Origin of the sequence: Gilliamella sp. B3892, assembly GCF_026536305.1 — a bacterium.
GTDB lineage: Bacteria > Pseudomonadota > Gammaproteobacteria > Enterobacterales > Orbaceae > Gilliamella.
On the sequence record NZ_JAFNOK010000003.1, the window covers coordinates 267,439 to 290,093 of the forward strand.

General features: G+C 39.0%; 19 protein-coding genes and 2 pseudogenes. 16 read left to right on the top strand and 5 right to left on the bottom strand.

Annotated features, from left to right (window positions below):
* The first annotated feature begins 18 nt into the window (after window positions 1-18).
* Window positions 19-1,032, top strand: a complete 1,014-nt coding sequence (gene gpsA, locus J3U74_RS05495; RefSeq protein ID WP_267329414.1) for an NAD(P)H-dependent glycerol-3-phosphate dehydrogenase — start codon at window positions 19-21, stop codon at window positions 1,030-1,032.
* Window positions 1,033-1,104: 72 nt separating this feature from the next.
* On the opposite strand, the gene J3U74_RS05500 is transcribed toward gpsA, so the two are convergent.
* A complete protein-coding gene (locus J3U74_RS05500) occupies window positions 1,105-2,079 on the bottom strand; it encodes a hypothetical protein (RefSeq protein WP_267329413.1) in 975 nt (324 codons plus the stop codon).
* Window positions 2,080-2,279: 200 nt separating this feature from the next.
* Between J3U74_RS05500 and aas the strand changes: the two genes are divergently transcribed.
* From aas to J3U74_RS05565, 14 genes and pseudogenes are all read left to right on the top strand, one after another.
* Complete coding sequence (gene aas, locus J3U74_RS05505) at window positions 2,280-4,421, top strand: bifunctional acyl-ACP--phospholipid O-acyltransferase/long-chain-fatty-acid--ACP ligase (protein WP_267329412.1); 2,142 nt, start codon at window positions 2,280-2,282, stop codon at window positions 4,419-4,421.
* Window positions 4,422-4,436: 15 nt separating this feature from the next.
* Window positions 4,437-5,624 (top strand): lysophospholipid transporter LplT, encoded by a 1,188-nt coding sequence (lplT, locus tag J3U74_RS05510; RefSeq protein WP_267329411.1) that lies wholly within the window; start codon window positions 4,437-4,439, stop codon window positions 5,622-5,624.
* A complete protein-coding gene (gene murQ, locus J3U74_RS05515; protein ID WP_267329410.1) occupies window positions 5,611-6,522 on the top strand; it encodes an N-acetylmuramic acid 6-phosphate etherase in 912 nt (303 codons plus the stop codon). The genes lplT and murQ overlap by 14 nt, the downstream gene beginning before the upstream one ends.
* Before the next feature lie 293 nt (window positions 6,523-6,815).
* Window positions 6,816-8,549 carry a carboxylesterase family protein gene (locus J3U74_RS05520; RefSeq protein ID WP_267329409.1) on the top strand — a complete coding sequence of 578 codons (1,734 nt, stop codon included), beginning with the start codon at window positions 6,816-6,818 and terminating at the stop codon, window positions 8,547-8,549.
* Window positions 8,550-8,878: 329 nt separating this feature from the next.
* Window positions 8,879-9,254: pseudogene (locus tag J3U74_RS12535) on the top strand (PTS sugar transporter subunit IIA); the annotation flags it as partial.
* Between the two features lie 56 nt (window positions 9,255-9,310).
* A pseudogene (locus tag J3U74_RS12540) lies at window positions 9,311-9,859 on the top strand (PTS system mannose/fructose/N-acetylgalactosamine-transporter subunit IIB); the annotation flags it as partial.
* Between the two features lie 15 nt (window positions 9,860-9,874).
* Window positions 9,875-10,675, top strand: coding sequence for a PTS mannose/fructose/sorbose transporter subunit IIC (locus J3U74_RS05530; protein ID WP_220218869.1), 801 nt, complete (start codon window positions 9,875-9,877; stop codon window positions 10,673-10,675).
* Between the two features lie 16 nt (window positions 10,676-10,691).
* On the top strand, window positions 10,692-11,603 hold the full coding sequence (locus J3U74_RS05535) for a PTS system mannose/fructose/sorbose family transporter subunit IID (protein WP_220218868.1): 912 nt from the start codon (window positions 10,692-10,694) through the stop codon (window positions 11,601-11,603).
* Window positions 11,604-11,783: 180 nt separating this feature from the next.
* The gene (locus tag J3U74_RS05540) at window positions 11,784-12,158 is read left to right on the top strand and encodes a DUF956 family protein (protein ID WP_220218867.1); all 375 of its coding nucleotides are present in this window, start codon (window positions 11,784-11,786) and stop codon (window positions 12,156-12,158) included.
* Between the two features lie 487 nt (window positions 12,159-12,645).
* Window positions 12,646-12,894 (top strand): 30S ribosomal protein S16, encoded by a 249-nt coding sequence (gene rpsP, locus J3U74_RS05545; protein WP_220218866.1) that lies wholly within the window; start codon window positions 12,646-12,648, stop codon window positions 12,892-12,894.
* 29 nt (window positions 12,895-12,923) lie between these two features.
* Window positions 12,924-13,451: a ribosome maturation factor RimM gene (gene rimM / locus J3U74_RS05550; protein ID WP_267329408.1), complete on the top strand. Its 528-nt coding sequence runs from the start codon at window positions 12,924-12,926 to the stop codon at window positions 13,449-13,451.
* A 16-nt stretch (window positions 13,452-13,467) separates the two neighbouring features.
* Window positions 13,468-14,220, top strand: coding sequence for a tRNA (guanosine(37)-N1)-methyltransferase TrmD (gene trmD / locus J3U74_RS05555; RefSeq protein WP_220218864.1), 753 nt, complete (start codon window positions 13,468-13,470; stop codon window positions 14,218-14,220).
* A gap of 31 nt (window positions 14,221-14,251) precedes the next feature.
* Window positions 14,252-14,602, top strand: coding sequence for a 50S ribosomal protein L19 (rplS, locus tag J3U74_RS05560; RefSeq protein WP_034900792.1), 351 nt, complete (start codon window positions 14,252-14,254; stop codon window positions 14,600-14,602).
* 159 nt (window positions 14,603-14,761) lie between these two features.
* Entirely contained in the window at window positions 14,762-15,364 is a 603-nt protein-coding gene (locus J3U74_RS05565; protein WP_220218863.1) for a MarC family protein, read from the top strand.
* Window positions 15,365-15,487: 123 nt separating this feature from the next.
* Here J3U74_RS05565 and J3U74_RS05570 read toward each other — a convergent pair whose 3' ends face one another.
* Genes J3U74_RS05570 through lysA form a run of 4 tightly spaced genes read right to left on the bottom strand, consistent with a single transcriptional unit; the run spans window position 15,488 to window position 20,934 of the window.
* Window positions 15,488-16,891 carry an amino acid permease gene (locus J3U74_RS05570; RefSeq protein ID WP_220218862.1) on the bottom strand — a complete coding sequence of 468 codons (1,404 nt, stop codon included), beginning with the start codon at window positions 16,889-16,891 and terminating at the stop codon, window positions 15,488-15,490.
* Between the two features lie 54 nt (window positions 16,892-16,945).
* Complete coding sequence (locus tag J3U74_RS05575) at window positions 16,946-18,052, bottom strand: alanine/ornithine racemase family PLP-dependent enzyme (protein WP_267329407.1); 1,107 nt, start codon at window positions 18,050-18,052, stop codon at window positions 16,946-16,948.
* 18 nt (window positions 18,053-18,070) lie between these two features.
* Window positions 18,071-19,483, bottom strand: coding sequence for an APC family permease (locus tag J3U74_RS05580; RefSeq protein ID WP_220218860.1), 1,413 nt, complete (start codon window positions 19,481-19,483; stop codon window positions 18,071-18,073).
* Window positions 19,484-19,536: 53 nt separating this feature from the next.
* Window positions 19,537-20,934 carry a diaminopimelate decarboxylase gene (gene lysA / locus J3U74_RS05585; RefSeq protein WP_220218859.1) on the bottom strand — a complete coding sequence of 466 codons (1,398 nt, stop codon included), beginning with the start codon at window positions 20,932-20,934 and terminating at the stop codon, window positions 19,537-19,539.
* A gap of 262 nt (window positions 20,935-21,196) precedes the next feature.
* Here lysA and J3U74_RS05590 point away from each other — a divergent pair, with 262 nt between their 5' ends.
* Entirely contained in the window at window positions 21,197-22,636 is a 1,440-nt protein-coding gene (locus J3U74_RS05590) for a sigma-54 interaction domain-containing protein (protein WP_416379781.1), read from the top strand.
* Window positions 22,637-22,655 lie beyond the last annotated feature (19 nt).

A 22,655-nucleotide genomic window follows, 5' to 3' on the forward strand; every position in this document is an offset into this window, starting at 1 on the left:
TACTTAATTGGATCATTTATGAAAAAAGATGCTGCTGTGACAGTAATTGGTGCGGGTTCATATGGCACTTCGCTGGCGATATTACTAGCACGAAATGGTCATCGAACATTATTATGGGGGCATAACCCTGATAAAATGGCCATTTTGCAGCATGACAGGCAAAATAATCAATTTTTGCCTGATATCCCTTTTCCTGACTTACTGTATATTGAAAGTGACCTTGGCACGGCAGTTGCTGCGTCCCCTATTTTACTTATCGTAGTACCTAGTCATGCATTTGGTAACATTCTTAAACAAATTAAACCATTTTTGCGAAAAGACAGTAAAATCGTTTGGGCAACCAAAGGACTTGAAGTTGATACCGGCAGGCTACTGCAAGATGTCGCAAGAGAGATTCTGGGTGATAAAATTCCCCTTGCTGTCATATCGGGTCCGACCTTTGCTAAAGAAGTTGCTTCTGGCTTGCCAACGGCAGTGACAGTTGCTTCTACCGATGATCAGTTTTTAACTGAACTACAAAATCTATTCCACTGTAGTAAAAGTTTTCGGGTTTATAGCAGTAAAGACTTTATTGGTGTGCAACTTGGTGGCGCAATTAAGAACGTTATTGCTATCGGCGCAGGCTTATCTGACGGACTAGGCTTTGGTGCAAATGCAAGAACGGCTTTGATCACTCGTGGACTGGCAGAAATGATGCGCCTAGGCGCAGCGCTCGGCGCAGATCCGGCAACTTTTATGGGGATGGCTGGTTTAGGCGACTTAGTTCTCACCTGCACAGATAACCAATCTCGTAATCGTCGTTTTGGGATTTTACTCGGGCAAAATAAAACGATTAAACAAGCGCAAGATATCATTGCTCAAGTTGTTGAAGGATGCAAAAACACCAAAGAAGTTTGGATGCTTGCACAAAAATATCATGTCGATATGCCTATCACCGAACAAATCTATAAAATTCTTTATGAAGGCAAAGATCCTAAACAAGCTGCAATGACCTTACTTGGACGCTCACAAAAACAAGAGCTGCAAAGCTAAAGTTAAGCTTAAACGTACATTAAGTTTGATTGATTGCCTCAAATCTATTTTGGCTTAATGTGCTTGATACGCTTAAATCTGAGTGCCGATTCCCTGTTGTTTAGCTTTTAGATAAATATCATAACCGACATAAACATCTAATACTGCTGTGCCCACTGTTTTAAACAGGGTAATTTGCTGATCGTTTACACGACATTTTTGCGGATCGATTACTAAATCACCCAATTCAAAAAAGTCATCTTTTGTCACTAACTGTTGGTTAATCGGATCAATAATATCACCCGCCTCAGCAAACACGCCATCTTTAGTATCTAATACACGAATATCAGCTTGTTTAACAACGCTCTCCGGTATTTCATGCATCTTAGGCGTATAAGCGCCAACACCATTAATGTGTGCACCGGATTTCACCTTTTCACCATTAAAAGTAGCAGTGTTGGAAGTGGTAACTGAAGTAATAATATCTGCCCGGCTAATATCTGAATCAAGATCTTGTGAGAAATAGAGATGAGCCGGAAAATGGGCAAATCGTTGTTTCATCTCTTCGGTAAATTGTTTAGCTTTATTGGTATCAATATCATAAATAGCCACATCAGTAAGTGGACGCACCGTTAACATGGCTTCTAACTGAGAAATCGCCTGCCCACCGGTACCTATTAACACCGCTCGCTTAGCCTCTTTTTTAGCTAGCAGATCTGTCGCCGCCCCTTGAACTGCGCCAGTACGTAATTGTGTCACATAAGTGCCGTCTAACATTGCGCACACTTCGCCAGTTTTCGGATCGATCATAAGTACTTGTGCTGGCACCGACGGTTTACCCAATTTAGGGTTATTGGGAAAAACCGAAACAATTTTTATACCAACTACATCGTTAGCTTTAATATGTGCAGGCATAAATAAACATTGACCATTTTGCATATCAAAATTTATACGTAATGGCACTTCACTGTTTCCTTGTGTATAAATTTTTAAAGCCTGTTTATCAGCCGCTATAGCCTCTTTCATGCTATAACATTGTTGTATATCTTTTGCGGTTAAAATTAACATGATGATTCCTTATATGTTGTTATCCGTTATTTTACTTTTTTGATATCTGTTGTCTATGTTAATGAGTAACAATACTAAGCAAAACAGCGCAACGAATGATTTAATTATAAATAAAATCATAAAAATCAAAGTTCTTGTATATTGGATAGATTTTCACTATTATTACCTGGTACAATTTTGTACGGTAATTGAGAATTCAAATGGTTTTTAAAATATTAAAGTTTTTTTTAAAGATATTATTCCATGTCAAACTTAATGGTAATCTAAATAACTTAAAGCAAGAAAGACTCCTCATCACTCCTAACCATGTTTCCTTCCTAGACGGCATTTTAATCGGCGTATTTTTACCTGTAAGACCGGTGTTTGCAATTTATGCTGGGTATATTAATCATTGGTTAGTTCGTTTTGCCAAACGCTATGTTGATTTTGTCCCCATGGATCCCTTAAATCCTATGGCGATTAAACGATTAGTCCGTGAAATTGAAAAAGGCCGACCTATTGTTATTTTCCCTGAAGGTCGAATTACAATCACAGGCTCATTAATGAAAATTTACGACGGTGCCGCTTTTGTTGCTGCCCGTTCACAAGCGACCGTTGTACCGGTTTGGATTGAAGGTGCAGAATTTACCTTAACCAGTCGCTTAAAAGGGTTATTTAAGCGTCGCTTGTTTCCGAAAATAACCATACATGTAATCGAACCTACTACTATTCCAATGCCGGATGCCGCAACTGCCAGTGAACGCCGCTATATTGCCGGTGAAAAGCTACATCAAATTATGATGAATGCCCGAATGGCAAGTCGTCCTAAGTTAACCCTATTTGAAGCCCTGCTTGAAGCTCAAGTGCGTTATGGCGTTAAAACACGTATGGTGCAAGATCCAACCACACATGAAGCCTCTTTCCGTCACTTATTTAAACAAATTATCGGTATCAGTCGCATCGTAGCAAAATTTACCGCTCCGCAAGAGCGGGTGGGACTACTATTGCCTAATGCAACAATTACGGTGGCAACCTTTTTTGGTTTATCGGTAAAAAATCGTACGCCTGCAATGCTTAATTATACCGCGGGCACTAAAGGGTTAACCTGTGCTATCACAGCGGCAGAAATTAAAACGATTATTACATCACGTAAATTTATTAAAAAGGGCAAACTTGATTATCTACTCGATGAAATCAAAGGGGTTAAGTGGTGTTTTCTTGAAGATTTAAGCAAAAGCTTAACACTTTCGGATAAACTTTATACCTTTATTTTTCAATACATTCCACGCTTAGTGGCGCATCCTCAATCGAGTGACGATGAAGCGTTAGTACTGTTTACCTCTGGGTCTGAAGGCAATCCTAAAGGGGTTGTACACACTCATGGCAGTTTGCTCGCCAATGTTGAGCAAATTCGTACCGTCATCGATCCCACGCCGGCCGATAGATTTATGTCAGCTTTACCGCTGTTTCATGCTTTTGGCATCACAGCCGGACTATTTTTACCACTGTTTTCCGGTAGTCGAACGTTTTTATACCCTAACCCATTGCATTACCGAATGGTACCGGAAATCATTTACGACCAAAATTGTACCGTTTTATTTGGAACACCAACATTTTTGGCTAATTACGCTCGTTATGCGCACCCTTATGATTTTATGCGTTTGCGCTATGTGGTTGCCGGGGCAGAAAAACTACCGGAATCAGTACGTGAACAATGGAAAGATAAATACGGCATTCGTATTTTAGAAGGTTATGGCGTAACCGAATGTGCGCCGGTTGTTGCGTTAAATGTCCCTATGGCATTTAAAAATGGCACTGTTGGGCGCTTAATGCCGGGTATGGTTTCAAGATTGATTCCTGTGCCGGGTATCAATGACGGCGGAGAGTTACAAGTTAAAGGCCCGAATGTCATGAAAGGTTACTTACGGGTTGAAACTCCCGGTCAGTTAATCACGCCTGCGGCAGCTGATCAAAATGGTCAATTAGAAGAAGGCTGGTATGATACTGGCGATATCGTCAACATTGACAATGAAGGATTCATTACTATCAAAGGAAGACTAAAAAGATTTGCCAAAATTGCCGGTGAAATGGTCTCATTAGAAAGCGTTGAAGCATTAGCGAAAAAAGTTGACCCCGATGCCATGCATGGTGCAACGGTCAAACCGGATTCAGCAAAAGGCGAAGCAATAGTCCTGTTTACCACTTCAAATAAGTTAAGTCGTGATCTGCTTAGTCAAGCAGCGCAACAATTGGGTATCCCGGCATTAGCCATTGCACGTGATATTCGTGTTGTTAAAGCGTTGCCGCTACTCGGAACGGGTAAAATTGATTTTATCACACTCCGAAAAATGGCTGACGAATAACCGAAAGGATTACGCATGAATCACTATTCCTTATTAAGCAAAGGCATGGTCGCAACCATGCTGGCGCAGTTTTTTTCAGCTTTTGCCGATAATGCGATCTTTTTTGCCATTCTCGCTTATATTAAAAATCTTCATTATCCCGAATGGAGCCAATCAGCACTGCAAATTAGTTTTGTCGTCCCATTTATCATTCTTTCGCCTTTTGTCGGCCAGTTTGCCGACAGCATGTCCAAAGGCAGAGCAATGATGATTGCAAATTCGATCAAGTTAATTGGTGCCGGTTGTATCTGTTTAGATATTACCCCTTTTGTCGGCTATTTTTTAGTGGGAATTGGCGCCGCAACCTACTCCCCGGCGAAATATGGTATTTTGGGCGAGCTAACTACCGGCGATAATCTGGTGAAAGCCAACGGTTTGATTGAGTCATCGACAATTGCCGCAATTTTACTCGGTTCACTGGCTGGCGGGCATATTGCAGATATGAGTATTATTGCCTCCTTGCTCACTTGTGTTTTGATGTATGGACTGGCCGTGTTTGCCAATATTTTCATACCAAAACTTCCGGCCGCAAGAAAAAATATTGAATGGAAATTTATCAGCATATTGAAAGATTTTGTTAAAACCATTACTGTGGTTTTCACCAATAAACAAACCTTATACACACTATGTTGTACCAGTCTATTTTGGGGTGCCGGAATTACGCTACGTTTCCTGTTAATCGCTTGGGTACCAATCGTATTAGGTATTGAAGATAATGCCACACCGACTAACCTTAATGCAGTTGTGGCTATCGGTATTGTTATTGGCGCCGGGCTGGCAAGTATGTGTATCTCGATGAAAAATACCCTGCGTTGTATTCCGGCAGGAATAGTAATGGGACTGACCGTTATAGCATTCACCTTACAAAGTAATATTATTTCATCGTATATTTTACTGATTCTAATTGGCGCTTTAGGCGGATTTTTTATCGTGCCACTTAATGCGTTAATTCAAAAAATGGGGAAAGAGTTAATTGGTGCCGGTAGTGTTGTTTCAATCCAAAACTTAAGTCAAAATAGTGCTATGATGATTATGCTAGGGCTTTATACTTTAGCGGTCGCCATGAAATTACCCGTTATTGCAATAGGTGTCGGCTTCGGCAGTTTAGTTGCCATTGTCATACTCTTTTTATGGATAGGATTAAAAAAGCATGCAAAACATTAATCTTGGCGATATGATGACTGAGAATCAAAACCCTAACAGTGAACACATCGATCAATGTTCCACGCTTGAAATTCTCAGCATCATTAATAATGAAGATAAGCAAGTTGCGCTAGCGGTTGAAAAGCAGCTTGCTAACATCGCAAATGCTGTCGATGCAATCAGTCATGCATTTTTAAATAATGGCAGACTTATCTATCTTGGTGCCGGCACTTCTGGCCGGCTTGGCATTTTAGACGCCAGTGAATGCCCACCAACTTATGGCACGCCACCTCAACAAGTCATAGGCTTAATTGCGGGCGGTAAACCAGCCATTTTTAAAGCAGTTGAAAACGCTGAAGACAAACCGGAGCTGGCAGTTACCGATTTAACCGATATTCAATTTTCGGCCAACGATATTTTAGTTGGGATTGCAGCTAGTGGGCGCACACCTTATGTCATCGGTGGAATGCAATACGCCAAAACACTGGGTGCAACTGTCATTAGCCTTTGCTGTAATGCCAACGCGCCAATGATAGATATAGCTGATATTGCCATTACCCCCATTGTTGGGCCTGAAGTGATTACTGGATCATCAAGAATGAAAGCCGGCACAGCCCAAAAACTCGTCCTTAATATGCTCACCACCGCCAGCATGATTAAAATCGGTAAAGTTTATGGTAATTTAATGGTCGATGTTGAAGCAACTAATGCTAAACTTATCGAACGGCAAATAGCAATTGTTAGGCAAGCAACACAATGTGATCGCCAAACCGCCATTTTGGCTTTGCAACAAAGTGAACAGCATTGCAAAACAGCAATTTTAATGATTTTGGCCGATCTTGATGTGATTGAGGCCAAAAAACTGTTATCGGAAAATAAAGGATTTATCAGAAAAGCACTCAACACCATGATAAGCTAATTTGATGCAGTTAAAGCAGTTAGCAAAAGAGATTTTATGACTCAAGTCTAATTTTTCAATCATGATTGTTGACATTAATACAAGTTATAGAAAAATATACCGAATACTGTTACTACAATTATTAGATTTACATCCAAAATAGTATTAATTTCTATCACGTTTAGAAATATGAGCTTGTTAGATTAAGAGTAATTTAGTCATACTTTATTTCGTAATATGAATACACTTCTCTCTAATTTTTAACATTAACTATTTCACATTAATGGCTTTTTATTAATACACAAGGGAAATGTATGAAAACATCATTCTATAAGTTTAAAACTACTCTCGCTTTTCTGGGTCTAATTACGCTGGCAACACCAATGGTTGGCTTTAGTCAAGAAAACTCGCTTCCTAGCCATAATGAAAACATCACTACACCAACAACTGCTGATTCAACGCTTATCAAAACACAATATGGCTTAATCCAAGGTTATTACGACCAAATTAATAATGTCATTCAATGGACGGGCATACCTTATGCCAAATCCCCAACCGGCGAGTTAAGGTGGAAAAAACCGGTTGATGTTGAACATTGGAACGGCGTATTTGATGCAACCAAAGCCGGTCAAGTTGCCATGCAACTTAAAGACAATAATATAATAGGTTCTGATGATAGCTTAAACCTTAATATCTATCGCCCTAATAATCATAACAATAATTTACCTGTACTGGTTTATATACACGGCGGAAATAACCAAATCGGCACCGCCATGGAAATGACTGGCAACACGCTGGTAACCGATCTTGATGCCATTTTTGTGTCAATTAATTACCGTTTAGGACCATTGGGATTTAACCCGCTTCCAGCCTTACAAACCGGCGATAAATTAGAAGATTCAGGTAACTATGCGCTACTTGATATAGCAAAATCATTAGATTGGATAAAACAAAATATTGCGCAATTTGGCGGCGATCCGAATAATATTACCGTCTCAGGCTTTTCAGCGGGTGGACGAGATGTAATGGCAATGTTAATTTCCCCTATCTTTAAAGATAAATTTCAACAAGCTATTTCATTTAGTGGCGGGATGACGGTCGCAGATAAAGTCGATAGTATCAAAGTGTTTGCCAAAGCTATCGCCCCACTGGTGGTTGAAGATAAAATTAAACCAACTGAAGAACAAGCTTATCAATGGTTGTTAACCAATCAATCTGAAGTCAAAAAATACCTCTATAGCATCTCATCTGATCGGCTTGTTGCGCTAATGGGAAATGCCGGTATAAGAATGAGTGTTTTTCCACATTTATACAATGACGGCTATGTGATCCCTAAAGACGGTTTTAATACTCAACACTACAATAGTGTCCCGTTAATTATGCTTACCGGTACTGGCGAGTTTTCACTATTTGCACAATCGTCCCCTTATTTTAGTCAAGAAGCCGGTTCATTGACCACCAAAGCGTCAGCTGAATTTCAATTTGCCAATAAATATGGCAGTCGTCTTTATGAACTATTTAATGTTACCGACTCAGCTAACAAAATGGCACCATTTTACCCAGCCAATATTTTTGGCGTGACAATAAAATATGGCGAGGATCAAAATACTGTTGGCTTGCCTATGGGAATATTTGGCGCTTTTCATGGTGTTTTCATCCCATTAATGGATCATTCTTCAGATAATTATGAAAAGATAATTGGCAATGCATTTGAGACTAAAGGCGCTAAGCAACTGAGCATGATATTTAAACAATATCTGCATAACTTTATTCATCACGGCAACCCTAACGGCGATGATCTAATTTATTGGGAAAATTGGACAGCTAAAAACCAATCGTTACTTTACCTTAACGCCGATAGACAGCAAGCCCAAATTTACATGGGAGAGCAAAAATGGAACTATCAAGATGTGCTTAATCAAATGGATAACGATCAGTCAATCGATGCAAAGGTTAAAAAGATTTTAATCGCTGAAGTATTAAATGGCAGATGGTTTAGTCATGAACTTGATCTGAAATATAAAAATAAATCATTATGGATTAAATAAATGCCATTTATCTTAAAGGGATTGGTTGAAATTATCGATCATGATACATAGTTGAAATATTTTCATGTAACAGTGAATAAATTCATAAAATACAAATAATTAATCTATATAGCATCACAATTTTTTTCAATATTTGTATTTTATCAATTATAATCAGATAAAATACATAAATCGTAAAATAGTTGAATTGCAACAAGTAAGAAAATCGTTTTGTACTACGCAAAAAAATATATTTTATAATCAACTAATTATGTAGGATATATCATTTTTTTTTGAAAAATTTATAACATTTATATTAGCGAATAATATAAAAATCAGGAGGTAGTTATATGGTAGGAATTATCCTGGCAACTCATGGTGAGTTTGCTGAAGGTATTCTACAATCAGGCTCTATGATATTTGGTGAACAAGAAAATGTTAAAGCCGTAACATTGCACCCAAGTGATAGCCCTGAAAGTCTAAAAGAACGAATGTTAGCCGCTATTGCCACATTTGATAATCAAGATGAAGTGTTATTTTTGGTCGATTTATGGGGCGGCACGCCATTTAATCAAGCAAATAATTTATGCGGAGCGCATCCTAATTGGGCAATTGTCGCTGGTCTAAACTTGCCCATGTTAATTGAAGCTTATTCATCACGTTTCTCCATGGAGTCAGCAAAAGAGATCGCCGGAGCAATTTTAGAATCGGCTAAAGACGGCATTCGTGCAACGGTAGATGCGCCAGCGAATCAAGCTCCGGCAAAACAAACATCAAATACCATTCCGGAAGGCACTGTGCTTGGTGACGGAAAAATGAAGATTGTGTTAGCTCGAGTCGACTCTCGTTTACTGCATGGACAAGTTGCCACATCCTGGACTAAATCGACCAATCCTAATCGTATTATTGTTGTTTCTGATTCAGTTGCTAAAGATGAGTTAAGAAAAAAACTCATTGAAGAAGCCGCTCCTCCTGGTGTTAAAGCCAACGTCGTACCAATCAAAAAAATCATCGAGGTTTCAAAAGATCCCCGTTTTGGGAATACCAAAGCACTATTACTCTTTGAAAACCCGGAAGATGTGGTGCGAGCTGTTGAAGGCGGTGTCGATATTGAGGTACTCAATATTGGTTCCATGGCTCACTCAGTAGGTAAAGTCATGGTAAATAAAGTGCTTTCAATGAATGAGCAAGACGTTGAAGCCTTTGAAAAATTAAAAGCAAAAAATATTAAATTCGATGTTCGCAAAGTGCCTAATGATTCAAATAGCAATATGGATGAATTATTAACTAAAGCGAAAGAAGAGTTAGCCGAACAAAAGAATAAGTCTTAATTAAGGGGTTATATTATGACGTTATCAATCGTTGCTATCCTGTTAGTGATAGCTATCGCCTTTCTGGCAGGAATGGAAGGTATTTTAGATCAGTTCCAATTTCATCAACCGTTAGTGGCATGTTCATTAATTGGACTGGTAACCGGTAATCTAGAAGCTGGTGTAGTATTAGGTGGATCATTACAGATGATAGCACTAGGCTGGGCAAACATTGGCGCAGCAGTGGCACCGGATGCGGCATTAGCGTCAGTTGCCTCATCAATTATATTAGTGTTAGGCGGGCAAGGCGTTGAAGGTGTTTCAACAGCGATTGCGGTTGCAATTCCGTTAGCGGTTGCCGGACTGTTTTTAACAATGATCGTTCGAACACTGGCTGTGCCTTTGGTTCATATGATGGATAGCGCAGCGGAAGAAGGCAATATTAGACGTATTGAATTACTGCAAATATTGGGTATTTGCATGCAAGGTTTACGTATCGCTATCCCAGCTGCAGCATTACTATTTATTCCGGCTGAAACAGTTAAAGACGCATTAAATGCAATGCCAACATGGTTAACCACCGGTATGGCTATTGGTGGTGGCATGGTTGTGGCTGTTGGTTATGCAATGGTTATCAATATGATGGCTACCCGTGAAGTATGGCCGTTTTTCATTATCGGTTTTGTTGTTGCCGCTATTTCCCAATTAACCTTGATTGCCCTTGGTGCATTAGGTATTGCTTTAGCGTTAATTTACCTTAATCTTTCTGAACGTGGCAATAACTCAAATGGTGGTGATAAAGGTGATCCACTAGATGATATTTTGAATGATTACTAGGAACTTGGAGAAGAAAATGACTGATAAAATTCAATTAACTAAAAAAGATCGTTTAGCAGTTGCTTGGCGCTCAACTTTCCTTCAAGGTTCTTGGAACTACGAACGTATGCAAAATGGCGGCTGGGTCTATTCAATGATACCGGCGATTAAAAAATTGTATACCACTAAAGAAGATCGTTCTGCTGCATTAAAACGCCATTTAGAGTTTTTTAATACTCACCCTTATTTAGCATCGCCTGTTTTAGGTGTAACCCTTGCTCTTGAAGAAGAGCGTGCCAATGGCGCACCAGTTGATGATGTGGCTATTCAAGGGGTAAAAGTGGGTATGATGGGACCTTTAGCCGGTGTCGGTGATCCGGTGTTCTGGTTTACTGTTCGACCAATGCTTGGTGCCCTAGGTGCATCGCTCGCACTAAGTGGCAATATTTTAGGACCGATTTTATTCTTTTTACTTTGGAATATTATTCGTTGGGGCTTTATGTGGTATACCCAAGAGTTTGGTTATCGTACCGGTTCAAAAATCACAGATAACCTATCTGGTGGTTTACTGCAAAAAATTACCAAAGGCGCCTCAATTTTAGGAATGTTTGTTCTGGCAGCTTTGGTGCAAAGGTGGGTATCGATCAATTTCCAACCTGTCGTTTCAAAAGTGAAATTGGCAGACGGTGCCTTTATTGATTGGAGCAAAATATCTAATGGTGCAACAGGTATTAAAGAAGCCTTAGAACAAATGCAAGCCGGATTATCTCTCACACAAACGAAGATAGTTACTTTACAAAATAACTTAGATCAGCTGATACCTGGACTGGTTCCATTACTTTTAACCTTTTTATGTATGTGGTTATTACGTAAAAAAGTATCACCAATCTTAATTATTCTTGCACTATTCCTAGTCGGCATTGGTGGACACGTGATTGGTCTTTTATAAGCAACCAATCTTGTAAAGAAGTTTCAGAAAAGCACTATGTTTGAGTATAAAAACATAGTGCTTTCTCTCTCTATTAGCGGCGTTTTTGACTGATACAATTATCACCCGGCTTGCTAATTAGCGATATTGAACATAGCAGGCAAAATAGCATCGCTAAATTATCATCATACTTGGAGAAATATGGTTCAATCATTAAATACCAAAATCGATCTGACCACCAAAGGAACAACTTTTGTTGGCACCACTGAATACGGCAATATTATGATTGGCGATAAAGCCTTTGAATTTTATCATCAACGTGACCGCCGTAAGTATATACAAATCCCATGGCAAGAGATAGATTTTGTCAGCGCATCGGTCTTATTTGGCGGTAAGTGGATACCACGCTACCAAATACATACCAAACAAAATGGCACTTTTACCTTTTCCTCGAAAGATCCCAAAACAGTTTTACGAGCGATTCGAGTTTATATTGATAGCCAAAAAATGGTGAAATCATTAGGTTTCTTTGATGTCATAAAACGGGCATTTATTCGCAAAAAGCCCAACAAATAACCCTATTAATTTATTTTATTGTTTTGCTGAGTAAACACTTAAAATTTTTGCGTTGGTTTGGGCAATTGCCGCTGTTTTTCTTAATTAAATAAACCGCTCATTTAAAAGATATCTGCTTAAAAGACATAATGGCAATATTATCATGCTCAACTTGAAAAAGGATTAATCTAAAGTGTAAAGCAAACAGCAAAGTGGCGGTGTTATACCCACACTTTAGCGCTCGATATGCATGCTAAAAGGCTAAACGCTGCACTTATAGATATAGATATTTTCTAACAGCAAATTGTAAACAATTCAAACCATTACCGTTAACCCTCAATCACGCAAATAATTAGGCAGGTCTATTTGCTTTATTATAAATAATCTCGCACTAACCCCAGCTGATAAACAGTCATTGCACTTTTTGCTAGAAAGAGTATAATTTCGGGGCTTTGATTTTGTCCATGTTGGGCAAAAGAAAGATTATTTTTTAATTTAAGAGGATGTTATGGTAACTATTCGTTTAGCTCGTGGTGGCTCTAAAAAGCGCCCTTTTTATCAAGTAGTTGTCACTGATAGCCGTAACCCACGTGATGGTCGTTTTATTGAGCGCGTTGGCTTTTTTAATCCAATTGCACAAGGTAAAGCAGAAGAATTACGTTTAGATCTTGATCGCGTAAATCATTGGGTTGGTTTAGGTGCAACCGTTTCTGATCGTGTTAACTCATTGATCAAACAAGCACAAAAAGCTGCTTAATTTAGTCGTTTATAGTCACTGTAATGATAATGAATACTGAGAATCTGATTGTTGTAGGTAAACTTGGTTCAAGCTACGGAATTCGTGGATGGCTCAGGATTTTTTCGTTTACAGAATATCCGGATAGTATCTTTGATTACACCCCTTGGTATATCCAGCGTGCTGGACAATGGCAAGAAGTAATCGTAGAAAGCTTTAAACCGCATAATCAAGACATGATTGTCAAACTCAAAGGCGTTGATGATCGAGATCAAGCAAATGCATTAACGAATGCTGAAGTGTTTGTTGATGCTGATAAATTGCCTAAGCTTAATCAAGGCGATTTTTATTGGAAAGATCTTATCGGCTGTCGAGTGAAAACAGTTAACGGTTATGACTTAGGTCAAGTCACTGATTTAATGGAAACCGGTTCTAATGATGTGTTGGTCGTTAAAGCCAATCTAAAAGATGCATTTGGAGCAACAGAACGTTTAATCCCTTTTGTTGAAGAACAATTTATTAAACAGGTTGATTTAACAACAAAAATGATTATGGTCGATTGGGATCCTGCTTTTTAATTGGTAAGGTAAGATTATGTGGATTGGCGTAATAAGCCTTTTTCCCGAAATGTTTCAAGCTATTACTAGTTATGGCGTTACTGGTCGAGCAGTTAAAAACGGACTGTTAACAGTAGAATATTGGAACCCGCGCGATTTTGCGCATGATAAGCATAAGACTGTTGATGACAGACCTTATGGCGGTGGGCCCGGCATGTTAATGATGGTACAACCCCTTAGGGATGCCATTCATGCGGCAAAAGCAGTAGCAGGTGAAGATACAAAAGTAATCTATCTTTCCCCACAAGGGCGCAAACTTGACCAACAAGGTGTTTGCGAATTGTCACATAATCAAAAACTTATTTTGATTTGTGGACGTTACGAAGGTATAGATGAGCGCGTTATCCAAACCGAAATTGATGAAGAGTGGTCAATTGGGGATTACGTGTTAAGTGGCGGTGAATTACCGGCAATGACAATGATTGATGCATTAGCAAGGTTTATACCGGGCGTGTTAAATCACCAGTCATCGGCAGAAGAAGACTCTTTTGTTAACGGTTTACTTGATTGCCCGCACTATACTCGTCCAGAGGTGTTAGATGGAATGGCGGTGCCCGATGTGTTAATGTCCGGACACCATGAAGCGATTCGTCGCTGGCGATTGAAACAATCACTAGGACGAACTTGGTTGAGAAGAGAAGATCTTCTTGAAAATCTAGCTCTGACTGATGAAGAGCAACGTTTACTCACTGAATTCCAACGGGAATATCGTGATAAACATAGCGACTAAAATTTCAGTATAACTAGTAAGAGATAATATTATGAAAAATGCAATTATTCAGCAATTAGAACAAGAACAAATGAAAAAAGACATCCCGTCTTTTCGCCCGGGTGATACGGTTGAAGTAAAAGTATGGGTTGTTGAAGGTAACAAAAAACGTCTTCAAGCATATGAAGGTGTGGTTATTGCTATTCGCAATCGTGGTTTACATTCTGCATTTACAGTACGTAAAATTTCGAATGGCGAAGGTGTTGAACGAGTATTCCAAACTCACTCACCAATTGTTGATTCAATTACTGTGAAACGTCGTGGTCAAGTACGTCAAGCGAAACTTTACTACTTACGCGAACTTCGTGGTAAAGCGGCTCGTATTAAAGAGCGCCTTAACTAATATTGATTGGTTACAATTTAAAAACCAATTAAAATATATCAGATTAAATATGGTCACCTTTACGGTGGCCGTTTTTGTATCTATCATATTATCTTCCAGCCAACTGCCTGAAGTTGACAACTAAATCCAATTTACTGTTATTCTTTGAAAGGTAATACTATGAGTAACTATCTTGTTGATATTGTCTCAACAACCATAAAACTCTTTGCCCTTATGACGCCACCAGCGGTATTAAGCGCATTTTTAAGTGGTACTAAACAGTACGACGAATCATTACGCCGCAAAACCGCGCGTAAAACATCGTGTGCGGTATTTATTATTGGTATCATATTATTCTTTTTCGGTAATACCCTGTTTAGCGTTTTTGGTTTTACCTTAAATGCGTTTCGAATCGGCTCTGGTGCTTTACTGTTTATTACCGCAGTTTCATTAATGAATGACTCGCCGGAAAAAAACAAAATTAGTAGCGATGATGATATCAGCGTCGTTCCGCTTGCGGTACCGCTGTGTATGGGGCCTGCGTCTATCGGGACAATCATTGTTATGGGCACCAGTTCCGTCGGATTTGCTGCAAACATGGTAGGCGCTGTCTCTTTATTGATCGCCTCTTTAGGCATCTACGCCATGCTTTTATGCGCCAAAACGATTGCTAAAGTATTAAAAAATACCGGCATTGCGATATTATCAAAATTAACCGGACTGTTAGTATCCGCTATCGCAGCACAAGTTGTGTTTACCGGGGTTGCGGCATTTTTAAAATAGTCATCTAACGTTGCTGTGCAAACAAAGCGACGCTTTGAACACACTACCTTAAACGTTTTATCGATAAGATTTTGACATGTAATCATCATCCTAAGTGATGATGATTACATTGTTAGACAAAAACTAAGTTGACTTAGTTGTGATAGCGGGATTACGTTTTTTATAAAAAAAGTAAGAAATTAAAATAATAGTAATTAATGCCAGTTCAGACAGTAAAATATAATGGCCTGACTCACCAAACCAAACGCCCAGTATAATCACAATATTGACCGTAATTGAAATCATGGCTAACCATGGAAACAGCGGTGATTTGAATTTAATCATCTCTTTCGGGTATTTACCACTGTTCACCCCCTTACGGAATTGATATTGGCACCATGCAATGATAATCCAGGCAAAACAGCCGACCTGTCCGGTACCGGCGACTAAATAAAGATAAAGCTTATCAGCAGCAATATATTTCGAAAATAGCGAAACTAACGCAATGATAGCAATAAAGAGAATGCCTTTTGTTGGTACCCCTCGTTTATTTACTTTGGAAAACGATTTTGGAGCTAAATTATCTTGTGCCATAGACCACAACATTCTTGAACTGGCATAAACGGCAGAATTAGCAGCCGAAATAGCAGCACAGAAAATCACAAATAGCATCATATAAGAGGCGAACTGAATCCCGGCCTTGTTAAAGACCCAAACAAACGGGCTGATTTCATCGTGAGCAACGCCATAAGGATAGACAAGCGCCAATACCGCTATTGCTAATACATAAAATAGAATAATTCTAAAAGCAACGCCGGTAATAATTTTCGGTAAAACCGATTGTGGCGATTGTGCTTCGCCAGCCGCACTACCAATTAACTCTACCCCTTGAAATGAATAAGTGACAATTGTCATACAGACAAAAATCGACAAAAAGCCATTGGGAAACCAACCACTTTCTGTTTTAAATGTCGGCAGTAGATGCGTTTGCTCATATTGCTGATAAAGCAGATAAATGCCGGTGGCAATAAAGGCAATAATCGCCAACACTTTTATGGTCGAAAACCAGTATTCACTTTCACCAAAGGCACGAACCGAGGTTAAATGCACCGAGGTGATCACAACTAAAATAATTAAACTAAAAAGATAGATAGGAATGGAAGGAAAGACTTGATGAGCAATCATAGCAGCCGCTGTAAGATCTGCCGCCATTGACAATACCCAACTTAACCAATATAACCAACCAATGGTGTAACTCCATATTGGATTGGGAATAAACATTAATGCATAGTGTTGGAAAGAACCAGCATGCGGAAAAGCGCAAGAAAGCTCACCTAAACAAAGCATCGTAGAGAGCATAATACTGCCCGCCATTAAATAGGCAATAATTGTCCCTAACGGTCCAACCGTGCTAAGAGGTGCTGCAATACCAATAAATAATCCCGTACCAATTGATCCGCCTAATGAAATCATCAAAAGATGACGATTTTTAAGGTTTTTCTTTAAGTTACTGGGATAAGGACTTTCTTGAGTTTCTGATATAGCCATGTAAACCGCCTAGTAATCAATAAAAGCTGCCGGTGACCCGGCAGCTAGCACGAATTAATAAATAAAACGTTTTTCTACGCCATTTGTTTGACATGCCATGAGTAAGGCTGTGTAATCGAGTTCAAAACCGATCATATCGCCGACTTTCAATGTTTCAGTCACATCTTCAATATCAACAATAGTATGATCACTGGTTTGACCTAAAACAGTAATGTTATCGTCGATAGGAACACAGTTTTCGGCCGGAACGTCTTGACGTCCAAAAGCCAATAAAGCACGTTTACGTGTACCATGATCAACAAATGTTTTACTGTTTAAAAATGCATCAACCCCTAACTCACCAACAGGAACAGTAGGTTTACTATTGAGCTCGATGATTTGGGCATATAATTTATATAAATTACTGCATGCCTTCTCAACAGGTTTATTTGAGTGGTGGAATTCATCAAGATATTTCATATCCACATACTCAATACCAAACTCATGTAAACCACCGATTCTGATGTGGTTTAATCCTTCAGGCCAAATACCTTTATCAAGCAGATGATAGCTGGTGCAATTACCTGCTGACAGATATTTGATTTTGATATTACAAGCCTCTTCCACTTTACGTGCTATGTGTAAAAAATCCACGCCATTTTTAACGGTTGGCAGAACAGTACCATAGCAGTTAAAGTTGGTGCCAAGCCCATAAAGCTCAACACCTGGTAAAGATAATATGAGTTTAACGGTATCGATGATATCATCGAGGTGTTCAAACCAAATACCTTCACGTAAGTCACCCATATCCACCATTAATAATACTTGATGAATTTTTTGTTGCTTAACGGCTTCATCCGAAAGCGCTTGGATAACTTGTTTTTCACTGTTTAAGCTAATATCAGCATATTTAACAACATCGCTGATTTCGCTTAAACAAGGGCTACGTAATAAACAGGTCTTACAATTTAAGGCGTCTTTTAATTTTTTCAAATTGTAAGTTCTTGACTCAGCGATCACATCAATACCGCCGTCAAGCACGGCTTTGGCGGTTTCAACGCAACCATCAAAAACTTTATTGACGGCCATTACTTCAATGCCGTGTTTAGCTAACAGCTCTTTTTCAACACGAGCATTGTTTCTTAATTTACGTAAATCGATTTCCAATATAGGTTTGTACATACTTTACTCCTCTATATCTTATTGTTGTTGCAAGCGATTACGTTTTTGTGCTCTATGGTAGATCCATTCAGCTAACACAATAGCTAATACCGCACCACCAACAATTTTAGCGATATATTCAACATATCCACCCATATCGATTTGTGCAGGTGGGATAAACACTAAGATCACCGCAAATAGAGTCGATAAGAAACCTAACGCAGGTAACACAATCGGTAACACTTTACCCGGAATTTTAAAGCTACGTGGTACATCAGGTTGAGTAATACGTAAACGATAATAAGCAATAAACATCACTAAATATGGGATAAAGTAACAGATTGTTGTTAACGCCGTTAACATCCAATATGCTGCTGCAATACTCGGTGATACGAAAGTTGAGAAACAAAGTACGGTTACAATAATTGCTTGAACAATTAACGCAAAAGCTGGTGTTTTATACACAGGGTGTAAACGACCAACACGTTCGCCAAGTAAATTATCTTCTTTTGATGCTTCTTGTAACATATAGATAGGGCCAACTAACCATGAGTTAATTTGTCCTAACGCACCAAAGAATAAACAGATTGCCATAACTGGTAATAACCAAGGCATATGTAACTCTTTTGCCGCCGCTTCCATTGCTTGCATTACACCTGCAACAATATCAGTATCTTCAGCTGGCAATAAAGTATTAATTGCCCAAGAACCAATCATGTAAATACCCACAATCACAATTGCTGATACCGCCATTGCTTTAGGGAAATCACGTTGTGGATCACGAGTACGACCAGCGATCATCGGCGCAACTTCAAGGCCAGCAAAAGCAAACATCATACTAGATAAAAACACAATCGTATCCCAGCTACTTAAATCAGGGATCCAATCGCTAAGATGACTATAGTCAGTTGCCATTGGATGACCAGTTAATAGCCAAACAATTGCTAATAGCACAATAATTGCAGCCGGAATAAATACCCCAAGCCATGCACTGACACTATTGATAACTTTAGTCCATTGCATACCTTTGATATTCATTAATGTCAAAATCCAAAATACCACCATGGAACCGACACCAATAAACACCTGATTTTGAGCAAGTTCAGGACTAAACATATAACCAATTGCAGTAAAACCAAACTGCAACATTAATGGGAAGAAAAGTACACATGAAAACAGGAAGCAAACAACCACTATCCAACCAACACGTTTACCAAATGCTTCTTTTACCCATACAAAGATCCCACCATCTTTTGGCCAGCCTGTTGAAAGCTCACCACATACCATGGCTAAAGGGAAGAAAAGACAGAATGCAGCAAGTAGCCAAAGTACCATTGCTGACGCCCCATAAGGCGCAACATTCGGAATTTGACGTAAACTTAATATTGCGATGACATTCATAAACACAATGTCTTTAATACCAAGTAAACTTGAATCTTTAGAATCACTCATAATAACCTCACATAATAACAACTGGGGCAGTTATTGCCCCAGCCAGTTCATGATTAATACACGTCGTATCCAACCATATCCTCGTAAGTGTCTTCACGGCGAATCAATCGATCTTTGCCATGTTTATCAATCATAACAACAGCAGTACGTGGGCGGTTGTTATAAACTGTTTGGCTTTCGATGGTATAAGCACCGGCATCAAGGAAAGCAATGATATCGCCAATTTGAGTGTCTTTTGGTAATAAGAACTCTTCACCTTTAACACCCACGTGGAAATAGTCACCACCGTCACATAATGGACCTGCTAATTTGATGTACTCATCATGTTGTTCAGTAATTCTTGATGCATCATAGACATAGAAGAACCAATCAAAGTGTTGGCTGTCAGATAACACGCTATAACCAGCATCAACAAATTTCCATTCAACATGTTCTTCGATGTTACCGTCTAAGTCATAGTTAGTTTTACGTTTTTCACAAGCAACTTCAGTTAAAAGTACACCTGCTGAACCGGTTACTTTACGACCTGGTTCAATACAGATTTCAACATCAGTACGCCATTTGTGAACTTCGCTAATAATTGCATCAGCAAAATCTTGTGCGGTAATACCTGCATACATATTGTCTTCTAATGGGTTACCATTTTCTTCGTCATATTTATATGGAACAGGAATACCACCACCAACGTTGATTAAATCAAATTTAATGCCAAGCACTTCTTCTAAACGGCGTGATTCATCAACTAATACTTTGGTCGCTTTGGCAAAAGGTTCTGCTTCCGGTACTTGATCCCCTACGTGCATATGTAAACCACGTAAATGAACATAAGGCATTTCAAGAATACGACGACAAGTCTCTTCAGCTTGTTCTAAGTCGATACCAGATTTAGCGTGATAAGCGGTGACTAATTCTGCGTGAGTTGCTGACGGTACATTTGGTTCAACACGCACACACACATTTGCCACTTTTTTCAAACGTCGTGAAATCTCATCAATAATATCAAGCTCATATAAGCTATCTACGTTGATGATGTAAAGATCGTTTTGGATAGCAAATTCTAAATCAACTGGTTTTTTAACCACACCGTTGAAAACAATTTGGCTTCCTGGGAAACCGATATCTAAACATTTACGCACTTCAAACATTGAGTTTGCTTCAGCATAGATACCTGCGTCTTTAATTGCTTTAAGTACGCCCATTACCGAACAGGTTTTAGAAGCATAGAAAATTTTTGTTTTAGGATGCGCTTTAAATGCTTCTTTGATTTCTTGAACGTTACGATCAATTTCCTTTTCAGAAAAAACATAAAAAGGCGTTGGGTATTTTCTGGCTAATTCTTCTAAATTAACCCCATCAAAACATAATTTGCCACTTTCAGCACTAAAACGACGATCTTTTGTTATAAGATCTGTGCGTATTTTGTTATAATTTGACATAATTTTGTCGGACATATGACCTCCAGTTAATTAGTACATAAAAAAGTACATAATGAATAAGAAAAATGGCTTCTCACAAGTAATGCAATCAGCATGCCAACTTAAAAATTACTTATAAATCAAATTCTTAACTATATACTTACAAAAAAAATATTAGTCATTTAGTAAAAAATATGTTTTTATGACAAAAATTCGTCATTGTTGAGGTAATGGTTGAAAGGCTTTTAAAAATTAATATACCACTTAGTAAATGATCTCAATTTCAAAAGGTACTACTATCATGACAATCGATCCTGAATTATCACAAGCATTGGATGTATTTAAACATTTTTTCGATTTAATGCATCAGCCAATGGCCATTATCGATAAAGAAGGTAAATATATTTACTACAATAAAGAAAGTGCTGAGTTGGATGGCTTCCCGGAAGAACAAGCCATCGGTAAACCAATGCTTAAAGTTTATCCTAATTTGAAGAAAGAAGATAGCACTATGTTGCAAGCTTTACAACATGGTAAAGAGTATCAAAACAATTACCAAAGTTATTATAACCATGTTGGTAAAGTCGTTGACTACCTTCATACCACCGTTCCGCTTTATAATCACCAGAAAGAGATCATCGGTGCAGTTGAGATAGGCCGTAATTTATCCAACGTCAGACAATTACAAGACCAAGTATTTAAACTCAATAGCCGTTTATACCAAAATCAAGAACAACCCTTACCGGAAATTGTCTTTGCATCGCAAAAAATGCAGGACGTTATCGATCAAACCAATATTTTAGGTGCTAACGATGTGCCGGTATTAATTGTGGGTGAAACCGGCACCGGTAAAGAGCTGTTTGCCCGCTTAATTCACCAAACCAGTGACCGGCGTGATAAAGCGTTTATCTCGCTAAACTGTAGTGCCCTGCCAACTACGCTGATTGAAAGCACGCTATTTGGCACCGTTAAAGGGGCATTTACCGGCGCAGAAAACCGTCAAGGTTACTTAGAGCTTGCCAATGGCGGTACGCTGTTTTTGGATGAACTCAATGCAATGCCGTTAGAGATGCAAAGTAAATTATTACGCTTTTTGCAAGAAAAAACCTACTGGCAATTAGGCGGTAATAAAGAAATTCACTCAGATGTCCGTATTGTGGCCGCCATGAACCAATCGCCGTCAGAGCTGTTAAAAAGTGGTAAAATGCGCAGCGACCTTTTTTATCGGTTGAATGTCGGTTTAATCAAACTGCCAGCCCTAAGGGAACGTACCGAAGACATTCCGGTATTAGCCCGGTACTTTATCGATAAACATCAGCATGACGTTAAAGTGACCATTAGTGGTATTAGCGAACCCGCGTTAAAGCAATTAATGTCAGCGCCGTGGCCGGGCAATGTCCGTATGTTAGAAAACGCCATAGTCCGCAGCATGGTGCTGCAAAATGAACCTGGCGAACTGCAACATATCACCCTTGATGATGAGCTGTTTGATATTCAAGCGCCACTTACTCAACAAGAGCAGGTAAGCCAGCCGGAAAAACCGGTCAACGTTACACCGCCAAGCAGTGATAACTTAATCGAACAAGTTGAAAACTACGAAAGACAGCTCATTGTTGATGCCTTAAATCAAGCTAATGGCAAAATCATCACGGCGGCCAAATTGTTAAACATTTCCCGCACGACATTACAATATAAGGTCAAAAAGTATCATATTCAAATGGGCGTTATCGACAATTAATGGCAAACATAAAAGCTCG

What these genes read in the sequence shown, in the direction of transcription:
- gpsA (WP_267329414.1), top strand. Translation starts at nt 19, where the DNA reads ATGAAAAAAGATGCTGCTGTGACAGTAATTGGTGCGGGTTCATATGGC.
- J3U74_RS05500 (WP_267329413.1), bottom strand. Translation starts at nt 2,079, where the DNA reads ATGTTAATTTTAACCGCAAAAGATATACAACAATGTTATAGCATGAAA.
- aas (WP_267329412.1), top strand. Translation starts at nt 2,280, where the DNA reads ATGGTTTTTAAAATATTAAAGTTTTTTTTAAAGATATTATTCCATGTC.
- lplT (WP_267329411.1), top strand. Translation starts at nt 4,437, where the DNA reads ATGAATCACTATTCCTTATTAAGCAAAGGCATGGTCGCAACCATGCTG.
- murQ (WP_267329410.1), top strand. Translation starts at nt 5,611, where the DNA reads ATGCAAAACATTAATCTTGGCGATATGATGACTGAGAATCAAAACCCT.
- J3U74_RS05520 (WP_267329409.1), top strand. Translation starts at nt 6,816, where the DNA reads ATGAAAACATCATTCTATAAGTTTAAAACTACTCTCGCTTTTCTGGGT.
- J3U74_RS05530 (WP_220218869.1), top strand. Translation starts at nt 9,875, where the DNA reads ATGACGTTATCAATCGTTGCTATCCTGTTAGTGATAGCTATCGCCTTT.
- J3U74_RS05535 (WP_220218868.1), top strand. Translation starts at nt 10,692, where the DNA reads ATGACTGATAAAATTCAATTAACTAAAAAAGATCGTTTAGCAGTTGCT.
- J3U74_RS05540 (WP_220218867.1), top strand. Translation starts at nt 11,784, where the DNA reads ATGGTTCAATCATTAAATACCAAAATCGATCTGACCACCAAAGGAACA.
- rpsP (WP_220218866.1), top strand. Translation starts at nt 12,646, where the DNA reads ATGGTAACTATTCGTTTAGCTCGTGGTGGCTCTAAAAAGCGCCCTTTT.
- rimM (WP_267329408.1), top strand. Translation starts at nt 12,924, where the DNA reads ATGAATACTGAGAATCTGATTGTTGTAGGTAAACTTGGTTCAAGCTAC.
- trmD (WP_220218864.1), top strand. Translation starts at nt 13,468, where the DNA reads ATGTGGATTGGCGTAATAAGCCTTTTTCCCGAAATGTTTCAAGCTATT.
- rplS (WP_034900792.1), top strand. Translation starts at nt 14,252, where the DNA reads ATGAAAAATGCAATTATTCAGCAATTAGAACAAGAACAAATGAAAAAA.
- J3U74_RS05565 (WP_220218863.1), top strand. Translation starts at nt 14,762, where the DNA reads ATGAGTAACTATCTTGTTGATATTGTCTCAACAACCATAAAACTCTTT.
- J3U74_RS05570 (WP_220218862.1), bottom strand. Translation starts at nt 16,891, where the DNA reads ATGGCTATATCAGAAACTCAAGAAAGTCCTTATCCCAGTAACTTAAAG.
- J3U74_RS05575 (WP_267329407.1), bottom strand. Translation starts at nt 18,052, where the DNA reads ATGTACAAACCTATATTGGAAATCGATTTACGTAAATTAAGAAACAAT.
- J3U74_RS05580 (WP_220218860.1), bottom strand. Translation starts at nt 19,483, where the DNA reads ATGAGTGATTCTAAAGATTCAAGTTTACTTGGTATTAAAGACATTGTG.
- lysA (WP_220218859.1), bottom strand. Translation starts at nt 20,934, where the DNA reads ATGTCCGACAAAATTATGTCAAATTATAACAAAATACGCACAGATCTT.